Source organism: Flavobacterium mesophilum, from assembly GCF_039581405.1.
Classification (GTDB): Bacteria; Bacteroidota; Bacteroidia; order Flavobacteriales; family Flavobacteriaceae; genus Flavobacterium.
The window spans coordinates 1-26,950 of the sequence record NZ_JBCPXZ010000006.1 but is presented as its reverse complement, the minus strand read 5'-3'; the positions used below and the strand labels follow the sequence as shown (position 1 = coordinate 26,950).

Genomic DNA, 26,950 nt, shown 5'->3' with positions numbered 1-26,950 from the left:
CTCTGCGAATCGATGGTGTAAAATTATACCCGATGACAAAAAAAATTTACATGAAAAATGGAGTTTATGGTAGATCATGCCCAAATGATAGTCACTGGGCGTCAAATTCATGTAAATACCTAATATTTAGACCTCTATATAATTCCCAGCAGTGAAATTGGCAATTATTAGATCAACATTTCCTTTATAAGTTTTGGAAAAAGGAATCTTTTTTGGAGAGTTTTTGATGTAACAAACTGAGTTTCCGTTATGAATGCGAGAAATGTAATTTTGATTGATGATGTAACTGTTATGAATCCGGATAAATGGATGTACTAAAATACTTTCAAAATGTTTTAAAGTTTTGAAAGCCGTCACCATTTCACCAGAACTCAAATAAATATCAGTCGAATTATTATCGGCTTGGAAATAACAAATATCTGCCGCATTCATATAACGATAATCACCATACGATTTGATGCAAAGTATCAATGGCTTTTCGATAATTTGTGGCACTTGAACTTCTTTTACAATTATTGAAGCTTCTTCTTTTTCATGAATTTGATTCTCCACTTCATTTAAGGGCAATATTTCGACAGCTGAGACGCTTTCTTTTACAATATCGGCTTGTGGATCGTTTTCGGCATTTTTTTGCTCTTTTGAGCCTAAAAACGTTTTTTCAAGCTTCAAAAGTGTTTTTACAAGATCCACATGCGTCAAAGGCTTGATGATATAATCAAAAACACCATACTGAATGGCATCAAAAGCAAAATCCTTTTTTGTCGTCGTGATAATGATTTTCGGAATAACCGTTAAGAAACGATACAATTCGCCAATAAAAGCCAAAGACAAATTACTCTGCGAATCCTCAGCATTAATTTCTAAAAAAACGAAATAGGGTTTGTGTTCTAAAACCAAATTCAGTCCTTGCTGATAATTCGTAGCCGATGCTATAAAAGTTAATTCTGAAAAACCTTCTGCAACAATTCTGGTTTTCAAAACACTCTCAGCGTCATTATCAATTATGATGTACGAATATTTCTTCAATTTGGTTTTAATCAATTTTAAAAATGAATCATCGCATTTAAGCAATCCACTCATTTTTCAATTTTGTGTATGATGCGCAATTAAATTTACGCAATTAATTTATGCAAACATTTCATTGTTAACACATTACATAAAAATGTTAATACATAAAGACGAAATGCAAAAATGTTCGACGAAATGCACATTTCAAAATTAAAAAAATCCCAAACTCCAGCTAGGAATTTGGGATTTATATAGTGTTAATTGGTAAAATTACATTTTCATCAACCAGTTTTTCATTGAAACTTCGTTTTCAATAATCCCTTTTAATTCAGAAATTTTTACACGATCTTGTTTCATTGTATCTCTATGACGAATCGTTACTGTTTCGTCTTCAAGAGTTTGGTGATCTACTGTGATACAGAAAGGCGTTCCTAATGCATCTTGTCTTCTGTAACGACGACCCACTGCATCTTTCTCATCATAAGCAACATTGAAATCCCATTTCAAATCTTCAATGATTTTTCTTGAAATTTCTGGTAATCCATCTTTTTTAACCAATGGCAGAACCGCTGCTTTTGTTGGCGCTAAAACTGCTGGCAATTTCAATACCGTTCTAGTCGAACCATCTTCTAAAACTTCTTCTTGCAACGATGTTGCAAAAACAGCCAAGAACATACGATCAAGACCTACAGACGTTTCCACTACGTATGGCACATAGTTTTCATTCAATTCAGGATCAAAATATTGAAGTTTTCTTCCTGAATATTCTTCGTGTGCTTTTAAGTCAAAATCGGTACGAGAGTGGATTCCTTCAAGTTCTTTGAAACCAAAAGGGAAATTAAATTCAATATCAGCCGCAGCATTTGCATAGTGCGCTAATTTTTCGTGATCATGAAAACGGTAATTTTCTTTTCCTAATCCTAAAGATAAATGCCATTTCAAACGAGTTTCTTTCCAGTATTCGTATGATTTCATTTCTTCACCTGGACGAACGAAAAATTGCATTTCCATTTGTTCGAATTCACGCATACGGAAAATGAATTGTCTTGCAACAATTTCATTTCTGAACGCTTTTCCGGTTTGAGCAATTCCAAAAGGAACTTTCATACGACCCGATTTCTGAACATTTAGGAAGTTTACGAAAATACCTTGAGCTGTTTCTGGACGCAAATAAAGATCCATTGCATTTTCTGCAGATGCACCTAGTTTTGTTCCAAACATTAAGTTGAATTGCTTCACTTCTGTCCAGTTTTTAGAACCTGTTTCAGGGTCAGCAATCTCAAGTTCTTCGATCAATGCTTTAACATCAGCTAAATCTCCAGCACCCAAAGAACGTCCTAAACGCTCTCTGATTTCTTTTTCTTTAGCCAAATATTCAATTACACGAGCATTTGTAGTTACAAATTCTTGTTCGTTGAATGCATCGCCAAAACGCGCTTTTGCTTTATCAATTTCTTTTTGCGCTTTTTGATGAATTTTCTCAGCGTGATCTTCAACTAAAACGTCAGCTCTATATCTTTTTTTAGAATCTTTATTATCAATCAAAGGGTCATTAAAAGCATCAACGTGGCCCGAAGCTTTCCAGGTCGTTGGATGCATCAATATCGCCGCATCTAAACCGACAATATTTTCATTCATCTGAACCATTGATTTCCACCAATATTCACGGATATTCTTTTTTAATTCGACACCATTTTGTGCATAATCATACACTGCACTCAATCCATCGTATACTTCGCTTGACGGAAAAATAAATCCGTACTCTTTTGCGTGCGAAACCACATTCTTAAATAAATCGTCTTGTTTTGCCATAGTGATGCAAAAATATAAAAATCAGTTTTAAAAAAAAGAAAAATAATAAAGATTGACAGGCTGTTTTTGTTATTTTTGTAACCAAATTCTTTCTATTTGTGTTTAATTTCGTAATAAATCTATTTTTCCCTAAAGTTTGTGCCGGATGCCGTCAAATTTTACAAACCAACGAAGTCGTTTTATGCTCAAAATGTCGTCATGAAATGCCTCTGACGCAATATCATCTGGATTCTAAAAACGAAGCAGTAAAAAAGTTTTATGGAAAAATTGAAATACAGCATGCCTCAGCATTATTATATTTCATCAAAAAGGGAATTGTTCAAGAACTAATTCATAATCTGAAATACAAAGGGCATGAGGAAATCGGAAGTGTTTTGGGCAGTTGGTACGCTGAAGATTTAAAAGAATTGAAGCTACAAAATCCGTTTGAAATTATAATTCCTGTCCCGCTTCATCCAAAAAAATTCAAGGAACGCGGTTACAATCAAGTCACAACATTTGCAAAAGCACTTTCAGAAGGATTAAATCTCACTTTTGACGATAGCATTTTATTCCGAAAAAAATATTCGAAAACACAATCCAAAAAGAATCTTTTAGGCAGAACCGAAAACATCGAAAACATTTTTGATGTAAAATTCTCCGAAGAAAACCACAACAAACATTTTCTAATTGTCGATGATGTTTTGACTACGGGATCAACTCTGGAAGCCTGTTCAAAAGCATTATTAAAAATTCCCGGAGCAAAAATCAGTATTGTTTGCATGGCGATGGCAAACTCGTAAGGTTTTTAAATTCCAATAAAAAAAATCCAAATTCCAATCGAATAGCTTTTCAATTGGAATTTGGATTTAAAAATTGAAATTTTTAAACGTTTAGTTTACTATTATTTTTTTGACTGTTCTTCTGTTTCCGTCAATTACTGTTACCAGATAAACACCAGCTGAAATCGTACTTGGAAGCTGAATATTTTGATTAAAAGTTGTAGTTGCATCAAAAGTTTTTGAATAAACCGTCTTGCCTAAAATATCATGAACAAATACTTTAACTCCAGTTTCTGATTGGCTTTCAAACTGAATGGTAAAATTTCCTTTATTTGGATTTGGATAAAGACTAAAATCAATAGCATCAAAATCAGGTGTTGCCAAAGTGTAAGTCTGACCGCAAATATTTATTGAAGCCGAATTGATTGTTCCAAAATTCCCTGTAACCGCATCTCTCACTCTAAAAGTCCAAGTTCCTTGAGTATTTTCACCATTAAAAGCACTTAACAAATCAACCGGCAAAACGATTTGCTCTGTTGTTTTGGCACAATCTAATGCAACACCCGAATCATCAAACTGAAGCGCCAAAGTCGATTTCGTCGACCCGCAATTTTTATTAAATAGTCGAACGATTGTTCCGGCAGGACTTACAATTTGAAGTTCTAAGTCAGAAAACTTATCATGTGTTACATTAACCGAAACATTTACATCTTGAACAGTAGCCGTAGAAGCAGGAACCGCAACAGTTCTGGTAACAAAAGTTGTTGTATTCGGAATGGCAAATGAATTTCCAAAACTATAAGAATCACAAGTTGAAGTCGAAGTATATCCAACTGCAAATGCTTTACTGTTTACGGCATAAAAGATATTTCCTGTTGGCTCGATCAAAATTCTGCAATTTTTAGATGACGGAACACTTGTCGGCAATGTAATAGTTTCAGTACCGTCATTTGCAGTATTTGATGCTAAAATTATAGGAAACGTCAAACCGCCATCAGTAGATAATTTGATATTTACAGTTGATGCACCAGGAAGTGCATTGGTGTTATTTACATCCCAAGTTACAGTTTCTGGCAATCCTTGCCACCAACTCACATTATCATTTGTATGTGAAGTAACTGTAAATGGACCAGCTGTAGAAACTACACTCACAACCATATCGTCAGTAAAGGTTTGTGCAGTTCCTTGCGCCGCATTATCACGCCCTGTCAAAGTAAAATGCAACGTTCTTGCAATAGACGAAACAGATTCCCAAGTAGTTGTAAGTCTGTTTTGTAGTACATAATTAAAACTTGGCATATAACGAACTGTGCCGCTTGCAGTTGGAATTACTGAACGAAACAATGGCCCATCAGGTTTTGTTGGATAAGCAATACTGGTACTTCCAGAGGTTGTAGTTGCATTATCATTTTCTTCCCATGTATAGGTAACCGAATCACCTTCGGGATCTGAACCTGTTCCCGTCAAAACAAAAGCGGTGCTAATTGGAATTGTGTAATCAGCTCCTGCATTAATCGATGGCGGATTATTTGTTATAGCAGTACTTACTGGACAACTTTTCGATGCTAATGTATTTTGAATCTGTCGAATACTTACATAAGCAAAATAATCATCAGACGTATTTTGAATATCATAATCGCCAGTAACTCCAGCATAAGCCATAATGGTGGAACCACTTCCCGGCTCAACATTTACGCTTGTCCTTTCTTCTGAATCATATGAAAAAGTATGATTAGCACCCAATTGATGCCCAAATTCATGCGCTACAAAATCAATATCAAAAGTATCTCCTTGCGGTTTCCCATCTGAAGGAGAAGTGTAAGCACTTCCTTTTCCTAAAGGCACATTTGTTGTTGGATTTGTACATACACAACCTATGCAGCCTGCGTTTCCTCCACCACCTGAAGCGCCAAATAAATGTCCAATATCATAATTTGCATTTCCAATTACGTTTGTCAAAGTAGTTTGAACTTCTTGGTTCCAAGCACCATCGGCACCTGTAGACGCATTTGAATAGGGATCTGTTGTTGCATCTGTATAAATTACCGCATCATTATTATCGATCAAAACTAATTTCACTGCCAAATCTTTATTGAAAACACCATTTACGCGGGTCAAAGTTGCGTTCATCCCCGCTAATGCTGCCGCTTTAGTTCCACCAAAATATGCTGTGTATTCGCCAGTACAAGAAAGCGCAAGACGTATTGTTTTAAAAACCTTAGCACTTGATGCTTCTTTTGCTGTTTTTCCGGTACCATTATTACTTAAAAGAACATCGTCGGTCTTACAGATTAGACTTTTAGAAGTCGAAGATTTTTTTGAAAACAAAACATATTCTGTTTTATCATCTGGATTTGCTTCCATAAATTCAGTTGATTTGTCTGAACGAAAAACCATAGTCTGAAATCCCAAAGGCGAAACACTAAAATGAATTTTAGCTGATTTATCATCTAAACCGCTTCCTTCATACGATCTGATTTCTGGATATTTTGCTTGAAGTCCAGGTTCAAAATTTGAAGATTCCCAAACCGTAAAGCGCTCTAGGATTCCCGAAGAATTTGGAACTGTAATCTCCGCCGTATTAGTTTTAAGTCCTTTTCCTGTTGCTGAAGCCAGCTTTATTTGAAGAAGTTCCGAATTTAGTTTGTAGTATTTATCAGAATCTGAAGCGTTTATTCTTTTACTCAACGCAGAATTTGCACTTACCTTTTGCCACAAATCATTATTTTGAGCAGTTAAAATAGTACAGTTAAAAATAAAAAATAAATAGAGTAATTGTTTTTTCATATTTGTAGGCGTTGATCATTCAAAATTAAGTCAATTAAATCAAATTCTTACATATAAACGACATTTAACGTTTTTTAGTCGACGAGTTGGCTGATTTTTACAAAAAGAAAACCTATTCAGTCAAAAAAATCAATTCGCCTTGGTGCCAAATTCAAAATAGATAGTATAAATTTGCAGCATCTTAAATAATTTGTTTTGAAGCTCTTTCATTCTATAAACGATTTCCATTCGACCAAGAAAACAATTTTAACACTTGGTACCTTTGATGGCGTGCATATTGGTCACAAAAAAATTCTTGAAAGAATTACGCAGAATACCGAAAATGGCAAGTATGAAAGTTTAGTGCTTACTTTTTTTCCACATCCAAGAATGGTTTTGCAAGAGAAATCAGAAATAAAGCTTTTAAATACCATTGCCGAAAAAACAAAACTTCTGGAAGCGACCGGAATTGAAAATCTTGTAATTCATCCTTTTAATGAAAGTTTTTCAAGATTAACTGCCGAGGAATTTGTGAAATCAATTTTGGTAGATCAATTTCAGATTCAAAAAATAATTATTGGGCACGATCATCGTTTTGGAAGAAACAGAACTGCAAATATTGACAATTTAATTGCCTTTGGTTTGGAATATGGTTTTGAAGTCGAGCAAATTTCGGCTCAGGAAATCCAAGATGTTTCTGTAAGTTCTACAAAAATCAGAAAAGCGCTGGATGAAGGAAATATGGCTTTAGCCAATGATTACTTGGGCTATGATTATTTTTTGACAGGAGAAGTTGTTAAAGGAAGACAATTAGGAAGGACAATTGGTTTTCCAACTGCAAACATTCATATTGAAGAAGAATATAAATTGATTCCGAAAAATGGTGTTTATGCCGTGAAAGCAATTGTAAATGAAAAAGAAGTTTTCGGAATGATGAATATCGGCTTCAATCCAACGGTAAATGGGCAAAAACAAACCATTGAAGTAAATCTTTTTGATTTTGATGCTGACATTTACGGGCAAAAAATTGAAGTTTCGTTGCTTCAGTATCTTCGTGAAGAACAGAAATTTGGATCGGTCGATTTATTGAAAGAGCAATTAAATCAAGACAAAATCAATGCACAAGCATTTATTAGCCAACTTTAAGAACTTCTGACCGCATAGTTTTGGTGTTTTTTAAATCATCGTAGTTATTTTTTTAGTAAATTTGATATAGAACTCTGTTTTCCAAATATTTACTATTAACTTCTTTAAAAATAACCACTATGAAACTACCTAAAGAAATTACCAACGGGTTTTTGATTTTCATCGGAATAGGCATTTATTTTTTATTGATGAATCTATTGGGTCTAGCAGATTTGTTCTATTTACGTACCCTAAATGTCTTTTTTATCTTTTATGGCGTAAACAGAACGATGCAAATGAACCTGCATGAAGGAGAAACCAATTTTGTGTCGAATGCCGTTTCTGCCATGGCAACTTCAGTAGTTGGCGTGTCAATGAGCGTTTTCGGTTTACTTGTTTACAGCTATGCACGAGGTGGAGATGCCTATGTAAGAACCTTATCTGAGACTTTTATGTTTGGCGGAAACCCTTCTGTTCCAACATATTGCATCTGCTTGCTTTTTGAAGGAGTTGCCTCTTCGGTCATTGTAACTTTAATGATGATGCTGTATTGGAACAATAAATATGCAGCCGATTAACATTTCAAAATAAATCTTAACATTTAGCACTCTAAAATCATAGAATTATTCTTTTTTATGATTTTAGAGTGTTTCTTTTTTGAAAATAGTTGTCAAATATTCATTTACAAAGCACTTCATTGGTTGATTAGAACAATTTAACTACTTTTGAGACTTCAAAAACAATGTATCAATGAGCATTACAAAACACAATTGGACTAAAGACGAAATAATCGCCATATATAACAAGCCTATAATGGACCTTCTGTATGAAGCTGCAACTATTCACAGGCAAAACCACGATCCGAATGTAGTTCAGGTATCGACTTTACTATCTATCAAAACCGGAGGCTGTCCAGAAGACTGTGGCTACTGCCCGCAAGCGGCGCGTTACAACACAGGTGTTGAAGGAAATGACTTAATGAGTGTAAGTCAAGTAAAAGCTCAGGCTTTGCGCGCAAAATCAAGCGGATCTTCTCGTGTTTGTATGGGAGCGGCTTGGAGAAACGTAAAAGATGGCGAAGAATTTGATCAGGTTTTAGAAATGGTTCGTACCATTAACAAACTTGACATGGAAGTTTGCTGTACACTTGGAATGATTACTGAAAACCAAGCGCAACGTTTAGCCGAGGCAGGTTTATATGCTTACAATCACAATTTAGATACTTCTGAAGATTATTATAAAGATGTAATTTCGACACGTGCTTTTGAAGACCGTTTAGAAACCATCGAAAATGTTCGTAAAACGAATGTTACCGTTTGTAGTGGTGGAATTATTGGAATGGGAGAAAGTATTGAAGACAGAGCAGGAATGCTTGTGGCGCTTTCAACTTTAAATCCGCAACCAGAATCAGTGCCAATTAATGCATTGGTTGCAGTTGAAGGAACTCCAATGGAAGATGAAAAACCAGTTGAAATCTGGGAAATGATCAGAATGGTTGCTACGACTAGAATTGTAATGCCAGATACACAAGTTCGTTTATCAGCAGGAAGAACAAATATGAGCCGTGAGGGGCAAGCAATGTGCTTTTTTGCAGGAGCAAATTCAATTTTTGCAGGAGACAAATTATTGACGACTCCAAACCCTGATGTTCATGAAGACATGAAAATGTTTGAACTTTTAGGATTGAATCCGCAAAAACCTTTCACAAAAGTTTCACAGCCAAAAACAGTTGAAGCTGAAGATTCTCAATTTGCTCCATTGGGCGAAAAACCAAAATGGTCTAGACCTGGACATACGATTGAAAGAAACGTAGAACATTCAATCAAATCAAAAATTTAATTAATAGAGTCAATCTATCTCGATAAATCTTTTCAAATTGCTTATAACTCCGGTTATAAGCAATTTTTTTATTTAGAAAGATGAAGTTAGAACAAATTAAAAGGGTAAAAAAAATCTCAAAAGCTGATTTTATTTCCCAATACGTTAAAAAACAAATTCCTGTAGTCGTTGAGGAACTAACTGAAGATTGGCCTGCATATCACAAATGGAAATTTTCCTATATAAATGAAATAGCAGGCGACATTACGGTTCCTTTATATGATAATCGACCTGTCAATCATGAAGATGGCTTCAATGAAGCACACACTAAGATGAAAATGAGGGATTATATCGCGCTTTTAGAATCAAAGCCTACCAATTACCGCATTTTTCTTTATAATTTCATGAAAGAGGTTCCAAGTTTGAATAATGACTTTAAATGGCCTGAAATTGGCTTGCGATTAGTCAAGCAAATGCCTATGTTGTTTTTTGGTGGCGAAAACTCAAAAGTATTCATGCATTTTGATATTGATTATTCCAATATTCTGCATTTTCATTTTCAGGGAGAAAAACAGTGCATGATCTTTCCGCCAAATCAATCGAAATTCATGTACAAAGTCCCTCATGCCTTAATTTCGAGGGAAGATATTGATTTCGACAATCCAGATTACGAAAAATTTCCAGCTTTAAAAAATGCTACAGGCTATATTACGAATTTAAAACATGGAGAAATGCTTTATATGCCAGAAGGATATTGGCATTATATGAAATATTTAACTCCCGGATTTTCCATGAGTTTGCGTGCATTTCCTCAAAACATTGCTAATCTATCAAAAGCGGCTTACAATGTTTTTATCATGCGCCATTTTGATATTTTAATGCGAAAATTAAAAGGCCAAAAATGGATTGATTACAAGAACGAAAAAGCAATCACAAATACACATGAAAATCTTCGAAAGAGTGCCTAAACTAGATTTTAGAAAACAGAAAAAGCAGTCAAAGTTAAATTCCTTAACTGCTTTTTTTATTTTCTCTTATATTTAAAATGCTACTTTTTTTGTTTGCGTACTTCCATTCTCCAAAGTCACTTTGACCAGTAAAACTTGATTTGCAGAGCGGAAATTCAATATTTGCAATTCTGTTGCGTTAATGTTTTTCTTCTCAAAAAGAAGCCTTCCTGAAAGATCAAAAACAGCTACCTGACTAATTGATTCTTTATTAGATATTACTTTCATATCGTTTAATTTTACAACAACCTTTATGTTATTTTCATCACTGACAACTTCATCGATACCCAAAGTCTTATCAGTGTATCGAAGTACAAATCGGTCAGAGAAAGTTCCGATTTCAGTACTAAAAGTATAATTACCTTTGCGTAGATCATGTATTATATTCAATTGTTTATCTTCTAAATAAATGGGCTGAATGGTCAATTTGCCATCAACTTGATAAATTGAAATTGTAAAATCTCCTGCAATTGTAGTTCGATATCCTAACGGAATCATATCTGTACTTTTAAAAGGCAAAGCGCGCCCTTGAATTACCAATTTATGTTCTTCATTGATACTATAAAAATCTAGAAATTTATTTCCGTCAAAACTATTCCCGTCATATTTTTTATCATATTCATTTGTTGCGCCTTCAATGTAACCAACCATTAGTTGTTTAAAAGCGCCTTCAGTATTGGTCATATTCAACCATATTCGATTTTTTTCGATTGCCGATTCTTTCGATTCGCCATTAAGTTTATAAAATTGAGAATTTGTATTGCCTCCTCTTCGCATCGTATTATTAAAAACGATTGTTCCATTTCCAACAGTTTCAGCAAAAAAAGACTGTCCTGCTGCTATATCACCAAGGGGTGGGCTATTATTATTGCCTGGTTTAGTTCCAGAAGGAGCCGAACTTCCTGTTCCAACGCCTCCCGTCAAATTATAACTTGCATAATCATCTGTAGCATATTGATACGCTCCACTCAAAATTACAGGTGTGTTGTGGGTCCAGAAATACAATGTTCCTTCAAGTAATGTTTTATTTGCGTCTATAAAATCGTCTGCATGGAGCGCTGAAGGATATGGATTTCCAATTAAATAAAACTTGTTTGCAGTGACAGTTTCTCCAGTAATATCTCCATTATTGGGCACGCCGATGAAAACTGTCGAAAACAGATATCTTTGCGTATTAGAATAAGTCTCGGGTCCTCGAATTATATATCCTTTTCCGACTGTCATTACATTAGTTCTTGCTTCTCCAACCCATTTTGTACCATCGAAGCTAAAGTATTTATCTTCTGCTGTCTCGCGCGAAACATCTATCAGCTTCTGATTTTTAACGGGTGAAGACCAATAGACATAATCGGCTTGTCGAATAGGTTGACTGTTTCGTTTATAATGAATAATACCGGTATTCAAATTATTATCACTGCTTGACTGCAATATGCTTGCGCCCTCAGCAAACGTTAAAGCTCCAGAATTTACATGAATACCATTAACAACATTCAAGGTCATGCCATTTTGAATGGTTACAGCCGCATCATTGCTTATCGTACAAGAACAAGCATTTATATCACTGCTTAAATTGTAATCATCTTGAAAATCTACCAGGTCATTAATTGTTGGAGCAGTGCCGTAAGACCAATTTGTTCCATTCCAGGTATTGGCTTGTATTGTAATTTCTGTGGAATATGTTATTAGACAACTATTGTCAATTGCAAATTTGTATTTTCCAGGAACCAACCCTGAAATTGTTATTGAATTTCCCGAATAAGGGCGATGTGTAATTAGCGTTCCATCAGATTGCAAAATATCACCCGAACCCGATAATCCACTTAACACAATACTTCCGGTTGGCACATTACAAGTCGGCTGTGTAAAACTCAAAATATTTGGCGCCGGCGGATTAGGATCTACGTCAATTCTAGTTTCGATTGCAGTTTCTTCAGCACAAGTTCCATTTTTTACAATTGCTCTATAACTCGTACTTGTAGTCAATATTCCCGGCTGATATGTATCTGCTGTGTTGGCAATAGTTTGCCAAACATAAGGAATTGCTTCTGCATATTCCCATCTAACGATTGTTCCAACATAATTGTGCAAGGTTAATAATGGACTAGTACTTCCTTGACAAATATGTGTGCCTCCATTTACAACTCCTCGTTCTGTTTTTGTAACCGTTGTTGTGTTGCTTGCGCTTGTTACAGCAACGCAACCACTTGATGAATATTTAACTGAAACTGTTTTACTCCCGCTAGTCAGCCATTGCAATGTTACTGTATTGTTGGTAGATGAAATCCCTCCTGAAGTAATCGTGTAATCTGTTCCCACAATTCCAGGAACCGTCCAAACATAATTTGTTTGTCCTGCTTGTGTTGTGTAAGTAATATCTGTATTAACACAAACTGAAGCTCCTGGTTGAGCAGAGAAGGTCGGAATTGGAATTGGGTTAACCGTTACAGTTGTTGCCACCGAATTTGCCGAAGCACAACTTCCGTTTTGTACAACCGCTCTGAATTGAGTCGTTTGCGTCAGTGATCCAGAAGTATAAGTTGTTGCGGTATTTGAAATTGGTGTCCACACAGAAAATGGACTAACTGAAGATTCCCAATTTAAAACAGTACCATTATTTCCTGTCAAAGTCAATACGCCGCTCTGAGAACCACTACAAATTGCAGTTCCTCCTCCAACAGTTCCCGGAACTGATGGCGAAGATGTGACAATACTAGCAGTATTATTTAAAGTTATATTTGCAAAACAATCACCAGATGTTAATTTGGTAATTGTAATATTTCTTGTGCCTGCAGTTGTAAACCCTGACAACACAAAACTTCCTGATCCCGCAGTTCCCACATTCATTGAAACAGTCAAATCATTATTTGCTGGATTGCTAAGACTATAAGTAACTGTATACACTCCTACTGGCAAAGAAGTGGTTGTGGATGCTAAAAAAATAGTAACTTCTCCGGGTGTACTACAAACTGCCGATGCTGATACGCTGCTGATATTATAAGTTGGACACGTATAACTCACATTAATTTGACCAGCTGCTCCCGTACCTCCTGCTTGTGCTGCTCCTAAAAGAGAATTCATTGCACCGCTTCCACCACCTCCAGGAGGTGATCCATTTTTTCCAGGTGCATTACCTAAAGCAACACTTGTTATACCTGCACCTCCAGCACCGCCACCTGTATCCCCTCCTTTTCCTCCGGCTCCAGACCCCTGCAATAATCCTATTAATCCAGTACTTCCAGAGCCACCATCTGTACCTGACGTTTTTTTAATCGACCCAAATGAATCCGTATCTAATCCTCCTTTCCCTCCTGCAGGAGTTCCTCCAGCATTATTTACAGCACCAAACTTTCCACCGGCTGCAAAAAAAACACTTTCATACCCAGTAATAGTAGAATTCCCACCAGAAGCTCCAACGGCTGTAGCACCCGCAACTTTCATTGCTAGTGTTGCTCCGGGTGAAACTGTAATTTTTCCTTGGACATATGCGCCCCCGCCGCCGCCGCCGCCGCTACGTCCGTCTGCAGTTGCTCCGCTTGCACCTCCACCTGAACCACCGGCACCCCATGCTTCAACATTTATTGAAGTAATTCCGGCTGGGACAAATAATGTTCCATCGGCTGTATAAGTATGTTGGGTTTGTGCCCAAAAAGAAGTGCATATAAAAAACAACAAGCAAGATAGATGCGTTGTATGTATCTGAGCAAGTAATTTTTGCAGTTTTAAATAAACTAAAATTGAAGTCGAAAATTGAACAGAAATGGATGATATAAGTAGATTTTTTTTCATACTCTGGCATTTTAAAAATTAAAAAAAGAATCTAGCGGATACAGAATCATCTCTAATTATAAATACCCCAAAGCAGCGACATAATACGAGACATATTATGACAGTGATGCGATTTCAGAAAACAAAAAACTCTTGCTTTCCAAAGTGAAGTACTAAAATTAAAATCAGAATTTAAGGCAAATAAAAAGACTTGTTATTTTCTGCAGAAGTCAAAAAGTGTAATACAACTGGCTTTTAGGTTGTTTGTCGAATCAAAACAACAACAAGGTACGATTTTATTTACAATAAAGAAAAATTTTAACTTAGTAATCAAGATTTTAACATTCTGGTCTCGCATTTATTTGAAATAGCGCAAACGACAAAAAAGATGTTAAAGCAAAATTTAGTGCATCCAACTTACTTTTAAAACAAAAAAAATCCATCCCAAAAAGGAATGGATTTTTAAAGTTTAACTGATTTTATAGCGTCAGAAAATAACCTTTGATGTTGTCAAATTCCCGTTTTCCAAAACGACTTTTATCAACAAAACTTGGTTAGAGGATTGAAGATTTGCGATTTGTAATTCTTTTTCTCCAATATTGATTTTTTCATAAAGAAGTTTTCCTGAAACATCAAAAATGTAGACTTTGTCAAGAGTTTCAATAGTTGAATTGATTTTAATTACTTTATCTTTTACAGCAATTAAGACTTTGCTATCGCTATTTTCAAGATCTACGGTTCCTAAAGTTTTATTGGTGTATCGCAATACAAAACGATCTGTGAAAGTTCCTGCTTCAGTTTTAAAAACATAATTGCTTTCACGTAAATCATGAATTTTTCCGGTCAATTTATCTTCTAAATATATTGCTTGATTGCTCATATTTCCATCTGCTTGACTTATCGAAATTATAAAATCGCCCGCAATAGTCGTTCTATATCCTAGTGGCACAAGGTCAATATCTAAAAAGGGTAATGCACGGCCTTGAATTACAAGATGTTTTTCGTTATTTATACTGTAAAAATCGAGATATTTATTTCCATCAAAACTTTCGCCATCATATTTTTTTTCAAATTCGTTGCTCGCACCTTGAATATAACCCACCATTAATTGTTTGAAAGCTCCTTGATCATTGGTCATATTAAGCCAAACACGATGTTTTTCAATACTTTGCGTTTTTGATTCTTTTCCCGGTTTAAAAAATTGATTATTATTATTCCCACCATTACGCATAAGGTTATTAAAAGTAATAGTCCCCGAAGTACTAATTTTTGCGAAAAACGATTGTCCAGCTCCAATTTGTCCACTTGGAACACTAGCATTGTTTCCTGGAGCTGCATTTCCCGATGGAGCTGCCCCTGTCCCTACACCTCCGCTCAAATTATATGTAGCGTAATCATCTGTCGCATATTGATATGCACCACTTAAAACTACTGGGGTATTATGCGTCCAGAAATAAAGAGTTCCTTCCAAAATAAGATTCCCATTTATAAATTCATCAGCATCTAAAGCAGATGGATAAGGATTTCCAATTAAATAGTAATTTCCAGCAACTACTGTTTCGCCAGTTATATCGCCATTGTTCGGAACGCCAATAAATGAAGCCGTAAAATTTGTTCTGACTGTATTTGAGTAGGTTTCTGGCCCTCTAATAATATATCCTTTTCCGACAACCATTATTTTTGATGGTGCTTCTCCCACCCAATTTGAACCATTATAACTAAATAATTTATCTCCTTTAGTAAGTGGAGATACGTCAATTATTCTTTGCGGTTTTACTGGTGAGGACCAATATACATAGTCGGCTTGTCGAATTGGAACACTATTGCGTTTATAAATTATATTTCCAGTATTTACCACATTATTACTTTGCATTAGACTTGCACTATCTTCAAAAGTAAGTGAAGCTCCATTTCCTGAATCAACTGTAACTTGATTTTCTATTATTAAAGTATGTCCAGATTTAATAGTAACTTTTTTTCCAGCATCAACTTTACAAGAACAACCACTTAAATCCCCAATTGACTGGTAATCTGCTGCAAACTCTAAAACATCTGTACTTACTGGATTTCCATTAGACCAACTTCCGCTCCAAATATTTGTTACTGGCGCTTTAATTTCAATACTAATTGTTGCTGGCGACGGACAGTTTACTCCATCTTGGATTGTAAAAGTATATATTCCTGGGCTCAAATTTGGAATTGTAAAATCCGTTTGAGCCGATGTATTATAAACTTTAGAAACTGGTCCGCTTTGATTTATTGTCCAATTTACTGAAGAAAGTAGTCCATTTAACTCAATACTTCCATTTGGATTAACACAAGTGGGTTGAACAATGGTTCCAACACCCGGCGTTGCAGGTAAAGGATTCACAGTAATTGTCCCTATAGCATTAACTGTTCCACAACCTCCTATCAACGGAATGGTATAATTGAAAGTTCCTGTATTTGTAGGTGTTCCACTAATCGTAATTATATTTGATGACCAATTTGCAGTCACACCTGGAGGCAAACCTGATGGAGCACCAATCCCTGTTGCTCCAGTTGTGTTGTGAGTAACATTTGGCATTAAGGTATGATTACAAACTGTTGGCGACGAAGACGCTGTGGTAACGGTATTCAAATTTACAACTATTGTTCCTGTTGCATTATAAGTGCCACAACCTCCAGTTAAAGGAATAGTATAATTAAAAGTTCCTGTATTACTTGGCGTTCCGCTTATTGTGATTGTATTTGACGCCCAGCTTGCATTTACGCCTGCAGGCAGACCGGAAGGAGTTCCAATTCCTGTTGCACCTGTCGTGGTATGAGTAATATCGGTCATCAAAGTATTGACACACAAAACAGGAGATGATGAAGCTGTAGTAACTGTATTTTCAGGACGAACTGCAACAGGATAAATATCGGACACTTTGTAGGCCGTTGAACAAGCCGGAGAAGCCGTAACTGTCATAGTTAAAGTAACTTGTTTTCCAGCATCACCTGCAACTGCATTATATGTTGGTGTCAAAGTAGTGCTATTAGAAAGAGTTCCAAGTCCATCATGTGTCCATAAAATAGTGCCGTTTGCCGCATTTGCTTCTCCAGCGCCGACCGTAGCAGAACCATTGGAACAAATAATTTTAGATCCAGTGATTGATGCTGTTGGTGCCGCATTAATATTAATAGTATAAGTCGCCGTAGCAATTTGAGGTGAGCATGAATTATTGCTAGTTACCGTCATAGTTAAAATTACGGTTCTAGCTGCACCTCCAAGAGTTGGCGTATATGTCGGAGTCAATGTTGTATCACCTGACAAACTTCCTGCACCTCCACTAAAAGTCCATTTAATAGTTCCATTTGAAGCAGATGCCCCACTTACGGTAGCAGTCCCATTGGAACATATAGTTGTTGAGCCACCTGCTGTTGCTGATGGTAGATCCTCAACTACAATCACTTTTGGAGTAGATGTTGCTCCATTACAACCACCTGTTTTGACAAATTGAACGGTATAGCTTCCTGCAGCTGTAACAAAAATGGTTTGAGTTTTTGCACCATTAGACCACAGATATGTATAACCAGTTGGTGCAGCACTTGAAGTCAGATTAACTCCATCTGTTTGGCAAAATGTTAATTGCCCATCTTGTGTGACTGTTGGTGCTCCGGGTGGGGTTTCAGTAGTTCCTGTAACGACATTAGAAACGGTTCCATTTCCTACTGAACACCCATTTTTTGCGTATACTCTAAAATAATAAGTCTGACCAGAAGGCAAACCTGTAAAAACATAATTTGTAGTTGTTAAACCTGTTATCGTTTGGGTTGCAGTAGTTGCTGGAAAAGTATTAGATGTAGACATTTGTGCAATATAACTTAATGTTCCCGCTGAAGCGGTCCAAGTTATACTGATTTGATTACATAATGCGGTAGGAGTGGATACTGTAGGAGCTACAGGACCTGAATTTAAAGTAGTTACTGTTTGAGTTCCTGAATAATTAGCACTTATACCACACCCATTCTTTGCTTTTAATCTATAATAGTATTGTGTGCCTCCATTCAATCCGGTAACTACGTATCCATTAACATTATCTACATCTAAAGATTGATATCCAGGCAAAAAACTTGCAAAAGTCGATGACGTTGAAACATCCAATAAATAATTTGTTGTTGCTGATGTAGAATTCCATCTAGCATTAAAAGAATTACACAGCACATTATTAGCTGCAATAGTCGTAACCGTTCCAGGAACGGCGTTTGTTGTGGTTACGTTACGAACGTTGGAATAATTTACGCTCACTCCACATCCATTTTTTGCTTTTACTCTATAATAATACTGCGTATTAGTACTCAAACCTGTAACATCGTAAGTTGTCACATTACCTACATCCAAAGAATTATAGCCCGCAACAAAAGTACCAGCATTAAAAGTAGAAGTTGTTGAGACATCTAACAAATAGCTGGTTGCCGCGGCAAGCGCAGTCCAGTTTGCAATAAACTCCGTACAAATTGCCCCTGTTCCGGCTAAAGCATTTACTGTACCAGGAATTACAGCAGTTGCATAAGTTATAGTATTAGAATTAGCACTAATGCAATTTCCATTATATGCTCTAACTCGATAATAATAAGTAACACCGTTTGCTAAGCCAGTAATATTATACGTTAATACACTTCCAACATTCAAAGCATTGTAGCCTGTCACAAAACTTGAAAAATTACTTGCAGTAGAAACATCAAGTTCGTAATAAACTGTTCCCGCAACTGTCTGCCAATTTGCTGTAATTTGGTTACAAGTTGCATTTGTTCCCGCGGTAGCCACTGGAGCTGTGCCAGATGAATTTACTGTTACTGTTGTAATATTACCAGAATTTAAAGTTGTACTACAATTTTCTGAAGCTACAGAACTCGATCCAGATGATAAAGCAGTTATTTTAATTGTTCTGGTTCCAACAGTTGTAAAGCCACTTGCAATAAAACTTCCTGTCCCGGCTGTAGTAACTTTCATAGTGGCCGGTGTTTGCGCTGCACCTTGAATTTCATAGGAAACAGAATATAAACCAATAGGAAGACTTAAGGCTGTTCCAGTTAATGTAACTTCTGAAGCATCTCCAGAGCAGACATTTACAGCGCTTGCGGTTGTATTTGTTAAACCATAAGCAGGACAAGTATAAGAAATCGTTACTTTTCCATCACCACCGTCACCACCACGTCTCGCGGCAGCCAAAAAAGAAGATCTTCCTCCACTTCCTCCACCTCCAGGAGCATTTCCTGCATTTCCAACACTAGAGGTAAAAGCAGTTGCAATGCCAGCACCACCAGTTCCTCCTCCATTGGCTCCATTTCCTCCGGCACCAGAACTTATAATTGAACCTGTATCATCGGTAAATCCGAATTCTCCATTACCCCCAGCAGTTCCCGAAGTTCGCGTAAGACCAATAGAATTTGCCGCTAGACCTGCTGCTCCACCGGCAACCAAACTACCATTATTTACTAGACCTCCTTTTCCTCCTTCTGCCAAAATAGAATATCCTGATATTCCTGAAGATCCACCAAAACCGCCATTTGCACTAGCTACGCCCTTACCTCCAACACCGACATTAACAGTTAATGTTTCTCCGGAAGTAATTGTAAGCGGAGCACTGGCAAAAGCACCACCTCCACCACCAGAACCAGCATATGCACCATTAAAGCCAGGGTTCGTTGAGCTTCCTCCGGCTCCACCGGCGCCCCATGCCTGAACTGTAATACTAGTAATACCAGCTGGGCTAACAAATGTTTGTGTCCCTCCAAGTGTAAATGTTGCTGTAGTTTGTGCCAAAAGAAAAACAGGAAGACAAACTAATACTGAAATGAGTAATGTTTTTTTCATACTGTAGTATTTTTAAATGACAAAAATTAAATTCAGATTGAACTGAAAAATATTCTGCAATTGCAAATACCATATTTACTTAGGAACACTAAAAGGCCTAAATCGTAAAAAAAGAGAAGTCGAGTAAAAAGTAATTTTGTTCCTTAAATCTGGTATTTTTAAATTTTAACACTCAGTAATTTAATTCGGCAGAGGGGCGAAAAACAAATTATTTATTTTGGCTTGCTTTCAAGTAAAAAATGATTCGAAATGAAGTGTAAAATGGCAGTGTAAATTATTTGAAAACATCCTTAAACAATTTACAAAATTTTAATAATAACCTAAAAAACAGACCCTTATAATTTTATTGTTTTCCTAATAATCATTTTTTTAAGTAATTTCTCATGAATCTGTTTTTTTAATGTAATTGGTCTTTTAAATTTTGCAAATCATCTGAATAAATAAAATCGTACTTTTTACTTTTTTCGGCAACACTAATTTTTTTTTCATTGATCCAGAAAAAACGATCAAAAAAAACGTCAGACAAGCCAACTTTTTGGAAAATAAAATGCAAAAAAAATCCGTTTATTGAGTTAAACGGATTGTATTTTGAAACGTATAAAATGACTTAAAAAATGATTTTTTTTGTCTCTATAAAACCATTTTCTAAAGTCACTTTTACAAACAAAACTTGATTTTTCGAATTCAGATTTTGGATATAAAAATTACACGTCCCTATTTTAGTTTTTTCATAGATATTTTTCCCACTCAAATCAAAAATTGAAATTTCCTTAATAATTTCTCTTGAAGCATAAACATTAATTTGCTTGTCTTTCACAGAAACAAAAATCAAATTTGAAGCTTTTTCAAAATCATCAATCTTTAATTCCTTATCAAAATATTTTAATTCAAATCTATCATCAAAAGTCCCTTTCTCGGTTTTAAATGTATATGGAGAATCTTTTAAATTATGCATTACTTTTAATTCCTTATCCTCAACATAAATATTTACTTCTGAAAATTCATTGTCAGTATGATCAATGCTTAAACTGAAATTACCATCAATTGTGGACATATAACCAAGAGGTACCGAATCTGTTTGCTCAAAAGGAAAGGCTCGTCCTTGAATAACTAAATTTTTATTTTCTGAAACACTGTAGAAATTAATAAATTTATTTCCATTGAAAGATTCTGCATCATAACTCACGTCATAAGCATTTGTTGCACCTTCAATATAACCTATTAAAATCTGCTTAAAAAGGCCTTCCTCGCTTTTTAAATTAATCCAAATTCTTTGCCTTTCAATATCATTTTTTTGAGTTTTATTACTTTTTGTGGGTTTATAAAAAGAAGTATTTTTTTCTTTCATTCGCATCTTGTCATTAAATTCAATTGCGCCCGAATTTTGGCTCGCCACAAAAAAAGCTTGTCCCGATCCAATTGTCTTATCGGGAATTATTTCATTAGCACCATTAGACAAAGCGCCGCGCGTTCCAACTCCACCCAACAGGTTATAAACGGCATAATCATCAGTAGTATATTTATTATTTGCAATTGGTGTGTAATGCGTCCAGAAGTAAATTGTTCCTTTAATTTTTGAAGCGTTTTCCTTTAAAAACAAATCGGCATTCAAAGTTGAGGGATATGGATTTCCAATTAAATTAAAAGTATTTGCTGGTCCCAAATTCACTTCGATTTTCCCATTGTGTGGCACTCCCTTAAATATTGCCGTGTAAATTACAGGAATAACTGCAGAAAAATCCTTAGGCCCCTGAATGATATATCCGGCACCAGAAACCATGATATTTGATGCGTTTTCAATCTTCCAATTTTTTACGTTTGGATTATAAGATAAAAATCTATCAGATATTGTATTTGGCGAAAGATCAATTAATTTTTGATTCTCCACTGGAGATGACCAATACGTATAATCTGATTTTAAAATAGGTGATGAATTTCTTTTTAAATTAATATTCCCGGTATTAATAATATCATCATCATACTGATATAAATTTGCCGAATCTTCTATAATCAAAGTTCCCAAACCTGAATATGCGAATTCAATACCCAAAGTATTTCCAGCTAACAAAGTCACTTTTTTGCCTTCATCGATAGCGCAACTGCAAACATTTGCATTTGTCAAATTTGGATAATCTTCCTTGAAATACAGTTCTTTTCCGCCTGACGGAAAACCATTCGACCATAAAGATCCATTCCAGGTTGTCGATTCTAAACAAAGTTTTAATCTCGCAATTCTGTGTTTGGAAATACCTGAAACAGAATTAAAATCGCCTCCAACCAAAAGTTTATAATCTGAAGAGAAACCCATTGCATAAGCTTTATTATTTAAGCGAGCATTAAAAGAAACATCGATAGCTCCAGATTTCAGTAATCGTATTAATCGTAACGATGTCGTTCCATTATAAGTCCCAGAAAAAGTTCCACCAACTAAAATGCGATCATCAGGTTGCACTAAAATACTTCGAACATCTCCTTTACTAAATCCCAAACCCGACTCAAATGTATTATCCAAACTTCCATTAGGATTGAGCCTTAGAATTCTTTTTTGCGCAACTTTGTTAAAGCTTAAAAAATTACCCCCTACAATTATTTTTTGATCAGACTGTAATGCCAAAGCATATACATTATTATTGGTTCCGTCGCCTATGGCAAAGCCCGCATCAATGCTTCCGTCAGAATTTAAACGAACTAAGTGCGGATATTGAGCTCCGTTAAAAGTGTTAAATCGGCCACCTAATAAAATTTTGCCGTCTTGCTGAATTAAAATGGCCTCTATAATTCCATCAGCACCAACTCCTGTATTGAAACTACTATCTCTAGAACCATCTGGCAGTAGCCGAATAATTTTACCAACATTTACATCATTATATTTTGAAAAATTACCCGCCACTATAATTTTTCCATCAGATTGAATTTCCATCGCATAGACTTGACTATTAAATCCAGATGTTACATTAAACGATGCATCAACAGTTCCGTCTGGTAAAACTCGAACAATTCGGTTAATCAATGTTTCGTTATATTTTGTAAAATTTCCTCCTAAAATAATTTTGCCGTCTGTTTGCAAAACCGCTGTTTTAACTAAATTATTCGCTCCTAATTGTCCAGAATTAAAATCAGGATCAGATGAACCATCTTCTAAAAGTTTTGCAATTCTAGAAATATTACTACCATTGAACTTTTTAAAATTTCCCGCTACAATACTTTTTCCATTTTCTAAAGCAAGGATTTTGTAGACCGAATTGTCAAAACCAATTCCTGATGCTAAATACCCTGTATCGTATTCTCCTTCTGAATCGATTTTTGCCAATTTTCCTTGATTTAAACCATCAAAAACAGAAAATGAACCTCCAATATACCAAGCGCCTTCAACATCAGTCTCTAATGCGAAAACAGATGCTGACGCCGGACCCGTTCCAAAATCAATGTTATTCTTCAGAAAACCTGAACCATCCAAATAACAAACTCTGTTGACACTACTCCCATTATAATTTCCTGTAAAGGAACCTCCAACCATTATATTTCCAAAACTATCAACTTTGAAGGCTAGGACAGCTCCTGAACTAAATCCAGATCCTATAAAAAATGAGGCATCTATATTTCCATCCTGCATAATTCTGATGATTCTATTTGCACTTCTGCCATTAAAAGCGGTAAATTTTCCACCCAAAATAATTTTCCCATCAACCTGAATTGTCATTGCGTTTACATCGTCATCAAAACCAGTTCCAAAATTGAATCCTGAATCAACTACTCCATTTTCTGTTAAGCGCACAATTCTATTTGCCTGAGTACCATTAAAAGCAGTGAAATTTCCTGAAATTAGTATTTTTCCATCGTTCAAAACTTTTACATTATTAATATTAGAAGAAGAGCCTGAGCCTGACAAAAAGGAAGTATCTAAAGTACCATTGGGTAAAATTCTCGCTATACGATTTGCAGTTGCATTATTATATTTTGTAAAACTGCCCGTAATGAGAATTTTTCCATCTTGTTGTTGCGCAATATCATATATAATACCCGTTGTTGCACCAACTGAAGTATTAAATGATGGATCATAACTTCCGTCTGAATTTAATCGAATAAGCCTGCCGGCACTTACTCCATTATAAGAAGTAAAACTCCCGCCAACGATTATTTTACCATCAGGCTGAATGTATGTTGCATATACTTTTCCGTTAAAACCGGTTCCTGTATGAAAATTTTCATCGACCGTACCGTCTGGTTTTAATCGTGTCAAATAAGGTGAAGAATTTCCGTTTAGATTTAAATATTCCCCTCCCACTATTAGATTTTGATCCGATTGCAAAGACAAAGTCTGAACAGGTGCATCAAAACCATCACCAATCAAACCGTCATCAAGAGTATTAAAAGTGACGTCAACTTTTCCCTGTTGTCCATAAATAAAGGCATGTCCAAAAAATACAGCCAAAATAACTGCATAAAGTAATTTTCTAATCAAAATGAAAGTACTAAATAATTATAAGAATTTTCTTTAAAATTAAAAAGTGTTTCATAGATATACAATACCCACTTTTAGTGATATTTCGAACAAAAAAAAGCCACTTCTTTAATTAAGAAGTGGCTTTTTTAACTTTATTTTTCTAACTATTGAAAAATTAATTTTCGAGTCGTTTTGTATCCGTTCTCAAGAGTTATATCAATTAATAAAACTTGATTGCTAGATTGTAAATTTGAAATTTGCAATTCATTTGAACCTACTTTCTTTTTATTATAAAGCAGTTTTCCAGCTGTATCGAAAATAATAACTTCTTGGATTGTTTCATTTGAAGATAATACCTTAATTGCTTTATCTTTTACAGAAACGGTGATACCTTTTTCAACATTTTCAAAATCACCAGTTCCTAACGATTTATTGGTATATTTTAGAACCAGTCGATCTGTGAAAGTTCCAATTTCTGTATTGAAAGTGAAATTGCTCTTAGTCAAATCATGAACTGTTCCAGTCTTTTTATCTTCTATAAAAATTGTCTGTGAAGTCATATTTCCATCAACTTGACCAATCGAAATTGTAAAATCTCCTGCAATTGTTGTTCGATAGCCTAATGGCACTTCGTCAATATCACTAAACGGCAAACCACGACCTTGAATAACCAGATTATTGCTATCATTAATACTATAAAAATCTAAGTATTGATTTCCGTCAAAAGTTTTACCATCGTACATTTTGTCATAATTGTTGGTAGCTCCTTCAACATAAGCCACCAATAATTGCTTGAAAGCACCTTCCTCGTTAGTCATATTTAACCAAACGCGGTGTTTTTCAATTCCTGCTGTTTTAGAAGTTTTTCCTGGTTTAAAGAACTGACCATTTAAAGCACCTCCAACTCGCATTAAATTATTATACGTTACATTTCCAGAAGCAGAAGTACCTACGAAGAAAGCTTGGCCTGCGCCAATACTTCCACTTGGTGGATCAGTATTAGGTGTATCTAATGAAGTATCAGATCCTGATGGAGCCGCAGTCGCTGTACCACCACTCAAATTATAAACTGCATAATCATCTGTTTTATAGCGATAAGCACCCACTAAAACTACAGGAGTATTATGAGTCCAGAAATACAATGTTCCGTCTAATATTGTTTTGTTTACATTAATAAACGTGTCAGCATCTAATGCCGAAGGATAAGGATTTCCTAATAGGTAAAATTGACCTCCTACCATGGTTTCCCCTGTAAAATCACCATTTTGTGGTGTTCCAATAAACTTTCCTGTAAAATCAGTTTTTACTGTATTTGAATAAGTATCTGGCCCACGGACAATATATCCTTTTCCTGCAGTCATAACCGTAGTTCTAGGTGTAAATATCCATTTAGTCCCATCATAAGCATACAATTTAGACTGGCTTGTAAGTGGTGAAAGAGCAGCCAAAGTCTGATTTTTAACTGGCGTTGACCAATAAACATAATCCGCTTGGCGAATTTTACCTGCATCACGTATATAAGTAACACTTCCTGTATTTAAAGTATTACTAGTATTGTTCTGCAATAAATTAGAACTATCTTCAAAAATCAAATCACTTCCAGAAATTACATGTACTCCCTTTTCAACAGTCAGTGTCTTTTTTGAGCCTACTGTTACAATTGCATTATTACTCACTGTTACTGAACAATAAGTTACATCTGACGAAACTGTATAGTTACTTTGAAAATCAATATAATCATCTGATACTGGAGTACCATATGACCACGAACCTCCACTATAAGTATTGGCCAAAACCGTCACAGGTGCTGAGTAAGTTGCAGTACAACCATTGTCAAGTGCAAATCTATATGTTCCTGGAACCAATCCAGTAATTGTTGGTGTACTTGATGAGAAAGGTATACTTATAACTGTTGTTCCATTATCTTGGAATAAATTTCCTGATGAAGGCAAGCCACTTAAAGTTACACTAGCTCCACCTGAACAAGTTGGTCTTGTTGGTGTTCCTGCCGTTGGTGCTGGATAATTTGGTTTGATTGTTAAACTAAATGTTGCTGTATTTGAGCATCCTCCACTTGTAACTGTATAAACAACAGTCACATCTCCTGCATTTCCAGCTGTAACAATTCCTGTCGATGCAATAGTTGCCGTTCCTGTTCCTGGGGTTATTGACCATGTTCCTCCACTTGTTGCATTTGTAAAGGCTGGTGTTGTTAAACCAGTACATACTGTTGTTGCTCCTCCAGATATTGGAGAGATTGTTGGAAATGGGTTTACTGTAATATTTATTTGTTGTGATTTTATTCCAGTGCACCCACCAGTAATTGTATAAACAATATTTGTTGTTCCTGCTGCTACTCCCGTTACATTACCTGAAGCATCAACTGTAGCAACACCTGTATTGGTACTGCTCCATGCTCCTGAGCCGCCACCAAGAACAATGCCATTAGCCGTATATGCGGTTGCTGTTCCTCCAATACAAATTGTGCTTGCTCCCGTAACTGAAGTGATTGCTGCATTTGGATTAACAGTGATGCTTAGCTGGGCAGATTTTGTTCCGCTGCATCCTCCTGTAATTGTATAAACAATATTTGTTGTTCCTGCTG

Annotated in this window: 12 protein-coding genes; 5 read left to right on the top strand and 7 right to left on the bottom strand. The window is 35.6% G+C overall.

Annotated elements, in window-relative coordinates; genetic code table 11:
* Positions 1-126 precede the first annotated feature (126 nt).
* Both AAYQ19_RS17790 and AAYQ19_RS17785 read right to left on the bottom strand, forming a co-directional pair.
* On the bottom strand, positions 127-1,080 hold the full coding sequence (locus tag AAYQ19_RS17790; RefSeq protein WP_343538104.1) for a LytR/AlgR family response regulator transcription factor: 954 nt from the start codon (positions 1,078-1,080) through the stop codon (positions 127-129).
* Positions 1,081-1,278: 198 nt separating this feature from the next.
* Positions 1,279-2,820: a glycine--tRNA ligase gene (locus tag AAYQ19_RS17785; RefSeq protein ID WP_343538103.1), complete on the bottom strand. Its 1,542-nt coding sequence runs from the start codon at positions 2,818-2,820 to the stop codon at positions 1,279-1,281.
* Between the two features lie 203 nt (positions 2,821-3,023).
* Here AAYQ19_RS17785 and AAYQ19_RS17780 point away from each other — a divergent pair, with 203 nt between their 5' ends.
* The gene (locus AAYQ19_RS17780) at positions 3,024-3,602 is read left to right on the top strand and encodes a ComF family protein (RefSeq protein ID WP_343538101.1); all 579 of its coding nucleotides are present in this window, start codon (positions 3,024-3,026) and stop codon (positions 3,600-3,602) included.
* A 90-nt stretch (positions 3,603-3,692) separates the two neighbouring features.
* On the opposite strand, the gene AAYQ19_RS17775 is transcribed toward AAYQ19_RS17780, so the two are convergent.
* On the bottom strand, positions 3,693-6,368 hold the full coding sequence (locus AAYQ19_RS17775; RefSeq protein ID WP_343538099.1) for a zinc-dependent metalloprotease: 2,676 nt from the start codon (positions 6,366-6,368) through the stop codon (positions 3,693-3,695).
* Between the two features lie 195 nt (positions 6,369-6,563).
* On the opposite strand from AAYQ19_RS17775, the gene AAYQ19_RS17770 reads away from it, so the two are divergent.
* From AAYQ19_RS17770 to AAYQ19_RS17755, 4 genes are all read left to right on the top strand, one after another.
* The gene (locus tag AAYQ19_RS17770) at positions 6,564-7,493 is read left to right on the top strand and encodes a bifunctional riboflavin kinase/FAD synthetase (protein WP_343538097.1); all 930 of its coding nucleotides are present in this window, start codon (positions 6,564-6,566) and stop codon (positions 7,491-7,493) included.
* A gap of 119 nt (positions 7,494-7,612) precedes the next feature.
* Positions 7,613-8,050 carry a hypothetical protein gene (locus AAYQ19_RS17765; protein WP_343538096.1) on the top strand — a complete coding sequence of 146 codons (438 nt, stop codon included), beginning with the start codon at positions 7,613-7,615 and terminating at the stop codon, positions 8,048-8,050.
* Between the two features lie 172 nt (positions 8,051-8,222).
* Positions 8,223-9,311 carry a biotin synthase BioB gene (gene bioB, locus AAYQ19_RS17760; protein ID WP_343538094.1) on the top strand — a complete coding sequence of 363 codons (1,089 nt, stop codon included), beginning with the start codon at positions 8,223-8,225 and terminating at the stop codon, positions 9,309-9,311.
* Between the two features lie 80 nt (positions 9,312-9,391).
* Positions 9,392-10,258, top strand: a complete 867-nt coding sequence (locus tag AAYQ19_RS17755) for a cupin-like domain-containing protein (RefSeq protein WP_343538092.1) — start codon at positions 9,392-9,394, stop codon at positions 10,256-10,258.
* A 72-nt stretch (positions 10,259-10,330) separates the two neighbouring features.
* Here the strand turns inward: AAYQ19_RS17755 and AAYQ19_RS17750 are convergent, their stop codons facing one another.
* The 4 genes from AAYQ19_RS17750 to AAYQ19_RS17735 all read right to left on the bottom strand — a co-directional run.
* The gene (locus AAYQ19_RS17750) at positions 10,331-14,083 is read right to left on the bottom strand and encodes a RemA C-terminal-like gliding motility protein (protein WP_343538091.1); all 3,753 of its coding nucleotides are present in this window, start codon (positions 14,081-14,083) and stop codon (positions 10,331-10,333) included.
* Between the two features lie 466 nt (positions 14,084-14,549).
* On the bottom strand, positions 14,550-19,901 hold the full coding sequence (locus AAYQ19_RS17745; RefSeq protein ID WP_343538089.1) for a RemA C-terminal-like gliding motility protein: 5,352 nt from the start codon (positions 19,899-19,901) through the stop codon (positions 14,550-14,552).
* 607 nt (positions 19,902-20,508) lie between these two features.
* Positions 20,509-24,363 (bottom strand): RemA C-terminal-like gliding motility protein, encoded by a 3,855-nt coding sequence (locus AAYQ19_RS17740; protein ID WP_343538088.1) that lies wholly within the window; start codon positions 24,361-24,363, stop codon positions 20,509-20,511.
* Between the two features lie 146 nt (positions 24,364-24,509).
* The coding region (locus AAYQ19_RS17735; RefSeq protein WP_343538087.1) for a RemA C-terminal-like gliding motility protein at positions 24,510-26,950 on the bottom strand (2,441 nt) is incomplete at its 5' end.

Bases quoted from the DNA above. Each gene is read 5' to 3' on its own strand.
- AAYQ19_RS17790 (WP_343538104.1), bottom strand. From the start codon at position 1,080: ATGAGTGGATTGCTTAAATGCGATGATTCATTTTTAAAATTGATTAAA.
- AAYQ19_RS17785 (WP_343538103.1), bottom strand. From the start codon at position 2,820: ATGGCAAAACAAGACGATTTATTTAAGAATGTGGTTTCGCACGCAAAA.
- AAYQ19_RS17780 (WP_343538101.1), top strand. From the start codon at position 3,024: ATGCCTCTGACGCAATATCATCTGGATTCTAAAAACGAAGCAGTAAAA.
- AAYQ19_RS17775 (WP_343538099.1), bottom strand. From the start codon at position 6,368: ATGAAAAAACAATTACTCTATTTATTTTTTATTTTTAACTGTACTATT.
- AAYQ19_RS17765 (WP_343538096.1), top strand. From the start codon at position 7,613: ATGAAACTACCTAAAGAAATTACCAACGGGTTTTTGATTTTCATCGGA.
- bioB (WP_343538094.1), top strand. From the start codon at position 8,223: ATGAGCATTACAAAACACAATTGGACTAAAGACGAAATAATCGCCATA.
- AAYQ19_RS17755 (WP_343538092.1), top strand. From the start codon at position 9,392: ATGAAGTTAGAACAAATTAAAAGGGTAAAAAAAATCTCAAAAGCTGAT.
- AAYQ19_RS17750 (WP_343538091.1), bottom strand. From the start codon at position 14,083: ATGAAAAAAAATCTACTTATATCATCCATTTCTGTTCAATTTTCGACT.
- AAYQ19_RS17745 (WP_343538089.1), bottom strand. From the start codon at position 19,901: ATGAAAAAAACATTACTCATTTCAGTATTAGTTTGTCTTCCTGTTTTT.